The following is a 12,795-nucleotide window of genomic DNA, read 5'->3' as shown; positions in this document are numbered from 1 at the left end:
AACTTACCCTTTTAACACATATTATCAATGGCTTTTGATATAGAAATGATCAAAAAGGTGTATGCAAACTTTGGCCCCCGTGTAGAGGCGGCCCGTAAATTAGTAGGCAGACCTTTAACACTTTCAGAAAAAATTCTTTACACCCACCTTTGGGATGGAAATACAAGCACTTCTTATGTAAGAGGTACTGATTACGTAGATTTTGCTCCTGACCGTGTGGCCATGCAAGATGCAACTGCACAAATGGCTTTATTGCAATTCATGCAGGCTGGAAGACCTCAGGTAGCTGTTCCTTCAACGGTTCATTGTGATCACCTGATCACTGCAAAATATGGTGCTGAGATTGATTTACCGGCAGCAAATACAGAGAGTAAAGAAGTTTTTGACTTCCTTGCCTCAGTTTCAAACAAATATGGTATTGGATTCTGGAAACCAGGTGCAGGTATCATTCACCAGGTAGTATTGGAGAACTATGCTTTCCCGGGTGGTATGATGATCGGTACTGACTCCCACACTGTAAACGCAGGTGGTTTGGGTATGGTTGCCATCGGAGTAGGTGGTGCTGATGCCTGTGATGTAATGGCAGGTTTACCATGGGAGCTTAAATTTCCTAAACTGATCGGTATCAAATTAACCGGAAAACTAAACGGATGGACTTCTGCTAAAGATGTGATCCTTAAAGTTGCTGGCATCCTGACCGTAAAAGGCGGTACTGGTGCAATCGTAGAATATTTTGGTGAAGGTGCCAGCAGCATGAGCTGTACCGGTAAAGGAACCATTTGTAATATGGGTGCTGAAATTGGCGCAACTACTTCAACCTTCGGTTATGATGAGAGCATGGAACGTTATCTACGTGCAACCAACAGAGCTGATGTAGCTGATGCTGCAAACGCAATTAAAGAACACTTAACAGGTGATGCAGAAGTATATGCAGAACCGGAAAAATATTTTGATCAGATCATAGAAATTGATCTTTCAGATCTTGAGCCTTATCTGAACGGCCCTTTCACTCCGGATTTGGCTACGCCAATCTCTAAAATGAAAGAAGTTGCCGCAGCAAACGGATGGCCAATGAAAATTGATGTTGGATTGATCGGTTCATGTACCAACTCTTCTTACGAAGACATCTCCCGTGCGGTAAGTATCGCAAAACAGGTTTCTGATAAAGGCTTAACGGCTAAATCTGAATATTGTATCAACCCGGGATCTGAGCAGATCCGTTTCACAATTCAACGTGATGGTTTCTTAGATGTATTCGAGAAGATCGGTGCTAAAGTATTCACAAATGCCTGCGGACCATGTATCGGTATGTGGGACAGGGTTGGTGCTGAAAAACAAGAGAAAAACACCATCGTTCACTCTTTCAACAGAAACTTCGCGAAGCGTGCTGATGGAAACCCGAACACTTTTGCTTTTGTAGGTTCTCCTGAACTGGTAACTGCATTGGCTATCGCTGGTGACCTTAGCTTTAACCCGCTTACAGATACCTTAACAAATGCGAATGGCGAACAGGTAAAACTGGACGAACCAACAGGATTCGAATTGCCTCCAAGAGGTTTTGATGTGGATGATGCAGGATATCAGGAACCAGCTGCTGATGGTACTGGTGTACAGGTATTGGTATCTCCTACTTCACACCGTCTGCAATTGCTTGATCCGTTTAAACCTTGGGAAGGTACAGACCTTAAAGGCTTAAAATTATTGATCAAAGCAAAAGGAAAATGTACAACGGATCACATCTCTATGGCTGGTCCATGGTTGAAATTCCGTGGTCACCTGGACAACATCTCTAACAATATGTTGATTGGTGCAGTAAACTATTTCAATGAGAAAACAGACAACGTTAAGAATGAACTGACAGGCGAATATGGACCTGTTCCAGCAACTCAACGTGCTTATAAAGCTCAGGGAATCGGTTCTATTGTTGTTGGTGATGAAAACTATGGTGAAGGATCAAGTCGCGAGCATGCTGCGATGGAGCCCCGTCACTTAGGTGTACGCGCGGTATTGGTGAAATCTTTCGCCCGTATCCACGAAACCAACCTGAAAAAACAAGGAATGCTTGGATTAACATTCGTAGACAAAGATGACTACGAGAAAATCCAGGAAGACGATACAATTGACATCATTGGTTTAACAACTTTCAGCCCTGATGTTCCATTGACACTGGTATTAAACCATATCGATGGTACTAAAGAAGAGATCTCTGTTAACCATAGCTACAATGCGCAGCAAATCGAATGGTTCAAAGCAGGGGGTGCACTAAACATCATCCGCAGAGAAGCAGCAGCGAAAAACGCATAGTTGAAGCGAAAAATATAGAAATGTAAAAAGCTGTTCCAGATGGGACAGCTTTTTTTATGCCTTTAAAAACAGCTGTGAATTCACAAACAGTTATGAATTGAGAAACTCCTGCCACCAGTAACCCGAGTCTTTTATCGTACGTTTTTGGGTCTTAAAATCGTTATGTACCAGACCAAAACGGGCGTTAAATCCTTCAGCCCATTCAAAGTTATCCATCAGCGTCCAGGCCATATATCCGGTAATGTTCAATCCTTCATTTTTTGCTTTTAATAGCGCGGCCAGGTATTCCTGAAAATAAGCAATCCTTTCCTTGTCATGCACCTTGCCCTCTGTAAGTTTATCATGATAAGCAGCGCCATTCTCTGTAATCATTAAACTTTTGATCTTTGGATAGGCGGCAAACTGTTTGATCACATTGTAAAAGCTCTTTCCATTGATCTCCCAGCCCATTGTAGTGTGCGGAACTTTCCTGTTTTTGGCTTTCACTTCCCAAGCCTGGATCACCGGGATAAAGGCATTGTACTTAATCGTAAGCGGAAAATAGTTCTGAATGCCGATAAAATCAAAATCAAAGGTGAGGCGCTCCGTATGACGCCAGGTCGAATGCTGGATAGAAAATTTCTCCATGACCTCCCAATCTGTTCCCGGGTAGCCCATGCCTAAAGCCGGCTCTATAAACAACCGGTTCATCAGACAATCCACCCTTTGGGCCGCCAAAAGATCAGATTCACTTTGTGTATAAGGAATGATTTCTGAACAGGAATAGCTGGTCCCAATGTTAGCCTGGCTCACTTCTGCCCTTAAGATCCTGCCCCCATCTGCCTGTGCAATTGCAGCATGATGTACTGCCGAAAAGAAATTTGTTAAACCCGTATTTCCGGGAGCATGAATGCCCAGCATATATCCAAGGGAAGTAAAGCCAAAAGGTTCATTCAGGACGATCCAGTTTTTTACTTTATCACCGTAGGTTTTGGCGCAAATTGAAACAAAAGCATTAAACGCAGAATTGATGCCGAAGGCAGTCCAGCCTCCCTCCGCTTCCAATGCTTCAGGAAGATCCCAATGGTATAGGGTAATATAGGGAACCAGTCCGTTCTCCAGACATTCGTCAATCACCTGATGGTAAAAACGGATACCTTCTTCATTTACCATTCCCTCACCGTAAGGCATAATCCTTGGCCATGAAATAGAGAAACGGAAGACCGAAAAGCCAAGCAGCCGGACTAAAGCAATGTCTTCTTTATACTTATGATAAAAATCGCAGGCAATGGTGGGATGATGCCCCTTTTTGATCTTTCCGGATCTGTTCGCGTACGTATCCCAGATGGATGGACCTTTCCCGTAAAGGTCTGCTGCCCCCTCTATCTGGGCTGCAGCGGTAGCCACTCCCCAGGAAAAATCATGCCCAAAATCTGATGCTTTAATCATATCTGTTGTATATAACAGCCAAGATGGGAATAAGGTGTTAATTTAACGTTAAGCCAATCTCCTTTAAAAGTAAAGCTGCGTTAAACGTAGTACAGGGGCCATGTTTAAGTTTATAATCGAAATTCATTTCCCCTTCATTGATCTGAATATCAAAATGATAGTTCCTTACCTGTTCCGGATAATCCCCAATCATTTCCGACAACTGCAGGTCATGCGTAGCAAATAAGGCTGGGGTCCGCTGATCAATCAGTTTCTCGATAAAGACTTTTGAGCCAAGATACTTGTCGCGGCTATTGGTTCCCCTCAGCATCTCATCAATCAGTACCAGAGAATTAGCCGAGATCTTAATCGCATCCAGGATCATCTTTAACCGGTTAAGCTCCGCTTTAAAGGTGGAAGTCTGGTCGTTCAGTGAGTCTTTGATTCTCATATAAGAAAGGACCTTGAAGATAGACACGGACATTTCTTCCGCACAGACAGGGGCACCGCTAAAAGCAAGTACCATATTGATCCCTATTGTTCGCAGAAAAGTGCTTTTTCCGGCCATATTAGAGCCTGTTACAATATCTACTGTCGGTTGTGGGTTTAAACTAAAATCGTTCAGTACACGTGCTCCCTGAGGAATCAGCGGATGTCCGAGTGCTGATGTTTTCAAATGAAAATGATCTGCGATGGAAGGCATATTCCATTCAGGTTGGTTATAGGTCAAAGTAGCAAGAGCGATCAGCTCTTCAAATTCGCCGATCCGTTCCAGTCCTGACAGTACTTCATTTGCATATTTCCCATGCCAGTCGGCAAGGTTTACAGAACATTTAAGGTCCCACAGCAAAAACAGGTTCAGGAAAGCACTCAGGATGATGTTTAGTCGTGCATCAAAGGCCTGTATAATTTTGGAAAGCTGTCTGATCTGACTGCTTACCGGAACACTTGCCTGCTGACCAGGGAATAAGTTTTTAATATAAGGACTGTTCCATTTCACTTCTTCCGTCCATTTTATAGTGCCGGAGAACGCATTTAAAAGATTGGAGCTACCCGTAAAACCATAATACACCTGATTAATGTTTTTAAGATTGAAAAAGGTGAGCCCCATATTGAAGACTGCCACAAGGCTGAAGATCTGCCAGCTCACACCACCTAAGATGATCCCCAGGGCCAATAAGCCCAGCATCAGAAATGGGACAACCTTTAAGTATATCTTCAAAAAGCGCTTGTTCGTAAACAGCAACTGCTCCGGCAATTGATATTTCAGCTTATTCTGAATGATCTTCAGTTGCTCTGGTTTATGATTTTGCAGTTCTGCACGGAAATGAAAAGTCTGATCAATATAAGAATGGAGTTCCTGAACCGCTTCCTGTCTGTCTAAAATGATCTTTTTATCGTTCGGCCGACTAAAATTAGCGGCTAGCAAGTCCATTCCTTTCTGCGTATTGCAACGGTTTGTAAATGCATATAAAGAGCCTGCACCAAAGATATCGAGATCTGAAGAATAAGGGTGTTGTTCGTCCTGATAAACATCGCCATTACGGTAACCATTTTTTCCGAAAAGCACCTGATCTTCTTCATTCTGATAAACCCATAAGAGTTGTCCGGCATAAGTCAGCTCCTCCTGAACGGCACTTTGCTTTTTCACCAGGACCATAAACAACAATAAAGGTACAAGCAGCAGACCTGTCAGTATCGGATTAAAGCCAATATTGATGATCAGTGCAATGATCAGTATCTCTGCTATAAACAACCCTAAACGGGAAAAAGAGATCTTATTCAATTTCTTTTTAAGGTCTGTTATACGGTTTTCCTGTGTTTTAATGTTATTTTGGTAGTCGCTTAAAATACTATCTTTTGTTTTTACCATTATCTTTGGATCTGCTCTAAAGGGGTAAATATAGGGATTAGAAAAATAAGATACACTTCATGAAAATTACATTGCTCGTTGTTGGAAAAACGGAAGATAAATACCTGATTGAGGGGATTGATAAATATCTGAAAAGGCTGAAGCATTATATCGGGTTTAACCTTGTGGTGATTCCTGATGTAAAGAATACTAAAAACCTGACTGAAGCGCAACAGAAAACAAAAGAAGCAGAACTGATCTTAAAGCAGGTGAGCAATCTGGATACCGTGATCCTGCTGGATGAGAAGGGAAAAAAATACACTTCCATCTTATTCTCCAATTACCTGAACAAACAGATGATCGGCAGTGTTCAGCACCTGATATTTATCATCGGAGGTCCCTATGGCTTTGATGAATCGGTATACCAAAGGGCCAATGGCAGCATGTCTTTATCTGACATGACCTTCTCTCATCAAATGGTGCGGTTGTTTTTTGTAGAGCAGCTTTACCGGGCTTTCAGCATTTTAAAGGGGGAGCCTTATCACCACGAATAGAATCTATTGAATTTGTGGAAAACCACCACATTCATCATCATTATTAAAAAAGGAGTTATTATGCAATTGCCAAGTGATTTTAAAAGAGACTACAGATTTAAAAGCGACAAGAAACGGGATCGCCTGAGTTATATTATTGCGATCATCATCTCTGTAATTGCTTTCGTTCTGATCTGGTTTTTTCTCTAAATAAAAAGCCGGATCTGTAGAGATCCGGCTTTTATATGCTTATAACAGAGTTTATTCTAAACTCCTTTTTTGCTGGTCATATTCGCTTTCTTAGCCGGCTGAGCAGTTTTGCTTGGCGCTTTTGCATTAGCTGGTTTTGGAGTTGCTTTAGGCTTCTTCTCTACCTTATCCTCTGCTTTAACCCCATCCTGGTCTACCGCTTCTTTAGGAGCCTCTTCACTGAAAAGTGGAAGGTCTTTCAATAAATGGTACCATGAAACGATTTTCTTCATGTCCGAAGTATATACTTTCTCCTGATCATGACCCGGAGCAACTTCTAAGAAGAAAGCTTTCAAATCTTTTACATCAGCTTTTGCATCAGGAACGTTTCCTTTAGCCGCAACGATATTGGCCAAAACATCCAATAGCTTCAAATCGTCATCTTCGCCATATACGGTAATATCTTCTAATGACGCAAGTTTAGTTGTAGTGATGTTAGCTACAATTTTAACCTTTTGAGCATCCAGGCTTTCTAAAACGTATCCGCCTTTATTTTGCCCTACAAGCTTAAATAGACCTGGTCTTCCAGATACTGCAACGATTCCTCTTAAATTCATATAAATTGTCTTTTTTTGAGAAGTAAGAAACTAGTCTTCTATTACTTCTATCCCTATAATCTTATCTCCTTGTTTGATATCGTCAACAATATCAACATTTTCTATTACTTTTCCGAAACAAGTGTGATTTCTGTCTAAGTGAGCAGTATTGTCTCTGCTGTGGCATACAAAGAATTGTGAACCACCAGTATTTCTGCCGGCATGTGCCATCGACAATACCCCACGATCGTGGAATTGGTTTTCACCAGTCAATTCGCAATCAATTTTGTATCCCGGACCACCAGTACCAGCCAAATGTGCTTTAGCAGGATCTTTTGAGTTCGGGCATCCACCCTGAATAACGAAGTTAGGAATTACCCTGTGAAAAGTAACACCATCATAATATCCTTCGGAAGCTAATTTTTTAAAGTTGGCAACGGTATTTGGCGCATCCTGATCATAGAACTGAACGGTCATATTGCCTTTATCTGTTTTTATTATTGCTTTGCTCATGATAATTTTTTGTAAATGCCAAATTTAGTAAATTGAAATGATTACTGAATGGTAATTAATAGTAAAAAAGCCACACATACTGATTATCGTCTATAAACGTTTATTCTGTACAATAATTTTATTATAGGTTCAAAAAAATTACATTCGCATATACCCGATTAATTATGGCCCTTAAAAGAGTTTATCTCCTGTTTTTTCTATTGACCTTTAGTATTGGTTTAAAAGCTTCTTCCATCCTGATTTTCATGGATGAAGATCAAAAGAACCACTTAAAAGCATATGGCATTGCCTACTGGAGCATCAGGCAGAAAGCAGATGTCAGCTGGTTACTGAACTACCGGGGTGGCAGTTTTTTAATCGGGTACAACCAGGGCATAGAGGCAGAATGTAAAACGAGGGGCGTTTCTTATCAGGTATTGGCTGATGGAAAGGTAACGGCCATTTTAAATGAGATCAGCGATCCGGAAGTGAACATGGAAGTGGTCAAGCTGGAGAAATCACCCAAAATAGCCGTATACTCCCCAAAAAGTAAACTCCCTTGGGATGATGCTGTAACGATGGTGCTCACTTATGCCGAAATTCCTTACGATGTGGTTTATGATGATGAGGTTTTGAAAGATAAACTTTCCGGTTACGACTGGCTGCACCTGCACCATGAGGATTTCACCGGGCAATACGGCCGTTTCTGGAGTGCTTTCCGAAATGCGACCTGGTACCGTGAGGATGTCAAAAATCAGGAAGCCACGGCAAAGAGAAATGGCTTCAGTAAAGTTTCTGAGATGAAGCTTTCTGTAGCAAAAAGGATTAAAGAATTCTGTGCAGGTGGCGGATTTTTATTTGCCATGTGTTCCGGAACAGATAGTTTTGACATCGCTCTGAGTGCCGATGGTGTCGACATTTGTGAAAGTATGTTTGATGGGGACAGTGCCGATCCGCAGGCACAGGCAAAACTGAATTTCAATAAAACCTTTGCTTTCAAAGATTTCAGACTGGATGTCAATCCCAATAACTACGAATTTTCGGATATTGATGTGACCCAGACCAGGTCATTGAACCAAAGCAATGATTACTTCACCCTGTTTGATTTCTCCGCAAAATGGGACCTGGTACCGACAATGCTGACCCAAAACCATGAGAAAGTCATCAAGGGTTTTATGGGGCAAACCACAGCTTTTAAGAAAGCATTGGTAAAACCAAGCATTACCGTTTTAGGAGAAAACAAAGGCGCAGAAGAAGTGCGTTACCTGAATGGGGAAATCGGAAAAGGACAGTTTACTTTTTATGGTGGCCATGATCCGGAAGATTACCAGCATGCGGTAGGTGATCCTCCAACAGATCTCAACCTGCATCCCAACTCTCCCGGTTACCGTCTGATCCTGAATAATGTGTTATTTCCTGCGGCCAAAAAGAAACCGCAGAAAACCTAATCGTAGAAGCTCCAGCTCACACCAAACTTAAACAATACCCGGTCCATCATAGGATAACGGTTCACAGAATAGTATCCTTTAGATAGTAATCCCTGGTTGGCATAATCTGTTTTCACGAACAAATTGGCTTTCCTGAGGCTTGCTTTTACCCATACATCCAGGATAGGATAAGAGTCGAACGTTCTTCCTTCCCCTACATAGAACTGTCCTGCAGGAGCAGAATAAGAGTAGTTTTTATAAGGAGTATTGTACCGGATGTCAAAACCTATATTTGTTTTTAGGGATTTAAAGAAAGTATGATCCAGATAAAGGCTGGCAAAAGCATACACTTCAGGGGTCCTTAAAACACCAGGATTATCTGTTTTCTGATACACCAGATAACTGTCGAGGTTAAACTTTCCGAAATTCAGCTTTTTGCCCAGGGTAATTTTTAAAAGGTTGATGCTACCCAATTGTGCCGGAACAATATTGTTTGCATTAGTTGCATTTCCTAATGAATCAGGGACGGTTAATGAACCGGATGCAGCTCTGAAATACAGATAATCATTGATCAGATAGTATTCCGCTGCAGCTTCAAACTTCAACCTATCATGGTAATACTTAAAAGAAAGGTTGATCGTCTTGGTTCTGTTAAAAGATTGATTCCAATTATAATGATTTCCAAAATATCGGTTATAGACCTCTTCAGGAGATTTGTTCTGGAAATACCCGCCAAGTATAACCCGGCCAATTGACTTACTCAACAGCACATTACTTTTCGCCTCATACAGAAAATCGCCTGCATTTCTTCCCTGGAAAATCTGTTGTACATCAACATTCAGGTCAATCCGGCTACTGAAACGGTAACCTGCTGAGCCCAGTAAGGTAAGGTTCTGGAAGGTCGACTTATAGTCATAATAAGTATTCTTTTTATCTGAATAATATACCCCCTGACTATATTTATAAAAATCATGTCTGATCCCTGCATCCAGCTTCAACTCATTCTTAATGATTGAATTACCCTTTGCACGCAAAAAAAAACTATACATAAACTCATTCTGTACATTGGAGTAGCGCGTGCTATCATAAGTAAATGCCACATCGGCTTCTCCTCTCGGTATTGCCGTTCCATCGTCCGCTGAAGCTTTATGAAAGGTATAGGAGTTTTGGTTGTATTTAAAAGTATAGGCAATTTTATTTGTGGGCAGGATCTTATCACTGATTTCCTGGGCTAAAGTGTCAATACGTCCCACAAAATAGGTCTGTTTGATCATGAAGGTATTAGCCCTGTAGATATGACCTGCATCCCCCAGTCTGACACTCTCCGACATGTGGTCCAGACCTAAGGTCTTTGAGTTGCTGTTATAGATATTATAGTTGACTACAGCGCCATTTTCCCGGGCCTTCAGGGTATTGAAAATAGCATTTACAAATAAATTGTACCTTTTATTAGGACTCTCATACCAATTAAAAAGATCCGCATTTAAGTGATCTCCGCGTTGCCTGATATAATATCCGTTTGCGCCGATCCTGTTGAAATTGGCACCGATGTTCCAGTTTGGTTTGATGTTCTGCGAATGGGTTACTTTAAACACCGCTTCGGTTTCCCCGGCAGAGGCAAAATAAAGGTTGGTATAAGGGGTCCTTGCTTTATAATACTTGATGTCGTCATGTCCGATGGCATAAAAATCCAGGGAGTGAAATCCAGCCTCAAAACCAATGGTCTTTAAGGGCTCAAAGAGCATGGGCATCGCTGCCAGTCCAAGGTTACCTATTCCAACGGTAGGTCTTCTGGGTTGCGCAATGACACTAAAATTCTGAAAACCATTTAAGCTGGTATCCAGCGCTAAAGTCTGAATGCTGTCTTTGGTAAGTTTCAGTGTGGTATAACGAATAAAACGGGAAGTAAAAATAACAGAGTCTAATCCTGATTCTTCTTTCTTTCTTAAAGAGTCCAGTAATTTATTGTCGTTCACCTTGGTCTTTAAATCCTGAGCAAACAAAGCCCCGGTACTTAAAAGGAGAAAGCAAAAAAGAAATAAGGCAATGTTTTTATACATTATAAAGTAGAGATTAATTGGCTCAGTATTTTTGTCATTCTTGGTTCAGCAATGCTTGCTGTTTCAATAATCTCTTCCAGGCTTACCGGTTTCAACACTTCTGTAAAACCTTCATCAGTTAATACCGAGATGGCAAAAACAGGGATGCTCATGTGGTTGGCCACAATAACTTCCGGAACAGTGCTCATACCTACGGCATCACCACCAATGATTCTCAGATAGTTGTATTCTGCTTTTGTTTCCAGATTTGGTCCGGTTACGGCAATGTACACACCCTGGTGACAGGTAATGTCATTTTCCTTAGCAATTTCCAATGCTTTTTTCACCAAAGACCGTTGGTAAGGCTGGCTCATATCCGGAAAACGCGGTCCCATATCCGAGTCATTTCTTCCACGTAGCGGACTTTCCGGCTGAAGGTTGATGTGATCATTGATCACCATCAGGTCGCCTTTTTTAAAATCTTTATTCAGGGAACCCGCAGCATTGGACACAAACAGGTGGGCAATTCCCAGTGCTTTCATCACACGGATCGGAAAGGTAATCTGCTGCATGCTATATCCTTCGTAGTAATGTAGCCTTCCCTGCATGGCCACCACACGTTTTCCGTTCAGTGTGCCAAATATGAGTTTACCGGAATGAAACTCCAGTGTAGAAATCGGAAAATTGGGAATATTGGAGTACATCAGCTGATGTGCAACTTCTATTTCGCTAACCAGTCCGCCAAGGCCTGTTCCTAAAACAATACCAATCTCGGGTTTGAAATCTTCTGTTTTACGCTTTAAATATTCAACGGTTTCGTGTACGGTTTGAAACATAATCTAAAATCTTTTGATCAAATGTAGTTTTATCTTTTGCTCTTATCTCTATTTGAACAGGTAAATAAAACAGGGGTAAATTTAACAGTAATTCTTTGAAAGTATCATCTAATAAACGTTGCGCATCCTTTTCTGTTGTGATGATGATTTTTTCTTCCGAAGGATCGCTTTCAAAAGCCTGAATCAGGTTTTTAATATCCTGTATTTTGAAGTGGTAATGGTCCGGATAGTCGTGGTGCCTGATCGCTCCGGTATATTGTTTTAAATAAGATAAGAGTGGTTTTGGGTTTGCTATTCCCGTCAGCAGAAAAATGCTGCTCTGCTCCGAAATGGAAGAACAGGAACGCCTTTCGCCACTAATCAAAGGAACGAGGTCCTGATATACCAGACTGGAAAATGCAGCCTGATCTTTCCAGGGCTGATCAAATTTACCCAGACATTTCGCTTCCTGTTCCGGCTGAATGGTTTCAGGACTCTTCGTGATGAGGATAGTTTGTGCCCTTTTATATCCAGAAAAAATTTCCCTCAGGTTTCCTGCAGGTAAGAGAAACTGTGGATGAAGTAATTTTTCAAATTCAAACAAGAGAATCCGGAAGCCAGGATTGATGGCACGGTGCTGATAGGCATCATCCAGAATGACCAGATCATGCTTTGCTTCCAGAAGCCCTACCCCTTTCACACGGTCTTCACAAACGGCAACGGTAACCTGTGGAAACTTTCTGTAAAACTGCATGGGTTCATCGCCGATGGTTTCGGCTGTTGCGCGCTCATCTGCCAGGATAAAACCTTTAGTCTTGCGACCATACCCCCTGCTCAGAATCGCAATCCGGAGTTCCGGAAAAAGACGAACAAGATACTCTGTCACAGGACTTTTACCAGAGCCTCCCACCACCAGGTTTCCGACACAAATAACAGGTATATCAAATGCCACAGATCGAAAAATCCGGGCATCATATAGCTTATTTCTCACAAAAACCACGATCCCATAAAGGATGGAAAAAGGAAATAACAGTAACCGTAGGTATTTAATCATGCTCTGCCTCAAAAATAGGAATTATAGCGCGCATTGTATGAAGTTAATACATATTCCGGGCTACCGGGCAACAAAATAAAAGGCTAT

11 protein-coding genes are annotated in these 12,795 nt (G+C 41.6%); 4 read left to right on the top strand and 7 right to left on the bottom strand.

Annotation, left to right across the window (positions count from 1 at the left end; all coding sequences use genetic code 11):
* The first annotated feature begins 27 nt into the window (after positions 1-27).
* Positions 28-2,304, top strand: coding sequence for an aconitate hydratase (locus BUC20_RS17280; protein ID WP_073232311.1), 2,277 nt, complete (start codon positions 28-30; stop codon positions 2,302-2,304).
* A 90-nt stretch (positions 2,305-2,394) separates the two neighbouring features.
* Here the strand turns inward: BUC20_RS17280 and BUC20_RS17275 are convergent, their stop codons facing one another.
* Together BUC20_RS17275 and BUC20_RS17270 are read right to left on the bottom strand one after the other, a co-directional pair.
* Complete coding sequence (locus BUC20_RS17275; RefSeq protein WP_073232310.1) at positions 2,395-3,732, bottom strand: GH1 family beta-glucosidase; 1,338 nt, start codon at positions 3,730-3,732, stop codon at positions 2,395-2,397.
* Between the two features lie 37 nt (positions 3,733-3,769).
* Positions 3,770-5,584, bottom strand: a complete 1,815-nt coding sequence (locus tag BUC20_RS17270) for a MutS-related protein (protein ID WP_073232309.1) — start codon at positions 5,582-5,584, stop codon at positions 3,770-3,772.
* 59 nt (positions 5,585-5,643) lie between these two features.
* On the opposite strand from BUC20_RS17270, the gene rlmH reads away from it, so the two are divergent.
* Positions 5,644-6,117, top strand: a complete 474-nt coding sequence (gene rlmH / locus BUC20_RS17265) for a 23S rRNA (pseudouridine(1915)-N(3))-methyltransferase RlmH (RefSeq protein ID WP_073232308.1) — start codon at positions 5,644-5,646, stop codon at positions 6,115-6,117.
* A gap of 60 nt (positions 6,118-6,177) precedes the next feature.
* Positions 6,178-6,306, top strand: coding sequence for a hypothetical protein (locus BUC20_RS34300; protein WP_262497426.1), 129 nt, complete (start codon positions 6,178-6,180; stop codon positions 6,304-6,306).
* 56 nt (positions 6,307-6,362) lie between these two features.
* Here BUC20_RS34300 and BUC20_RS17255 read toward each other — a convergent pair whose 3' ends face one another.
* Together BUC20_RS17255 and BUC20_RS17250 are read right to left on the bottom strand one after the other, a co-directional pair.
* A complete protein-coding gene (locus BUC20_RS17255) occupies positions 6,363-6,902 on the bottom strand; it encodes a DUF5606 family protein (RefSeq protein WP_073232306.1) in 540 nt (179 codons plus the stop codon).
* Positions 6,903-6,932: 30 nt separating this feature from the next.
* Positions 6,933-7,394: a peptidylprolyl isomerase gene (locus tag BUC20_RS17250; protein WP_073232305.1), complete on the bottom strand. Its 462-nt coding sequence runs from the start codon at positions 7,392-7,394 to the stop codon at positions 6,933-6,935.
* A 164-nt stretch (positions 7,395-7,558) separates the two neighbouring features.
* Between BUC20_RS17250 and BUC20_RS17245 the strand changes: the two genes are divergently transcribed.
* Positions 7,559-8,821: an asparagine synthetase B gene (locus tag BUC20_RS17245; RefSeq protein WP_073232304.1), complete on the top strand. Its 1,263-nt coding sequence runs from the start codon at positions 7,559-7,561 to the stop codon at positions 8,819-8,821.
* On the opposite strand, the gene BUC20_RS17240 is transcribed toward BUC20_RS17245, so the two are convergent.
* From BUC20_RS17240 to lpxK, 3 genes are read right to left on the bottom strand one after another with little or no spacing between them, the layout of a single operon-like run.
* Entirely contained in the window at positions 8,818-10,860 is a 2,043-nt protein-coding gene (locus BUC20_RS17240) for a putative porin (protein ID WP_073232303.1), read from the bottom strand. The two genes, BUC20_RS17245 and BUC20_RS17240, sit on opposite strands and share 4 nt — an antisense overlap.
* On the bottom strand, positions 10,860-11,675 hold the full coding sequence (locus tag BUC20_RS17235; protein WP_073232302.1) for a purine-nucleoside phosphorylase: 816 nt from the start codon (positions 11,673-11,675) through the stop codon (positions 10,860-10,862). The genes BUC20_RS17240 and BUC20_RS17235 overlap by 1 nt, the downstream gene beginning before the upstream one ends.
* Positions 11,647-12,708, bottom strand: coding sequence for a tetraacyldisaccharide 4'-kinase (gene lpxK / locus BUC20_RS17230; RefSeq protein ID WP_073232301.1), 1,062 nt, complete (start codon positions 12,706-12,708; stop codon positions 11,647-11,649). Before lpxK ends, BUC20_RS17235 begins: the two co-directional genes overlap by 29 nt.
* Between the last annotated feature and the right edge of the window lie 87 nt (positions 12,709-12,795).

Origin of the sequence: Pedobacter caeni (genome assembly GCF_900129215.1) — a bacterium.
Classification (GTDB): domain Bacteria; phylum Bacteroidota; class Bacteroidia; order Sphingobacteriales; family Sphingobacteriaceae; genus Pedobacter; species Pedobacter caeni.
This window is presented reverse-complemented; position numbering and strand designations above follow the sequence as displayed.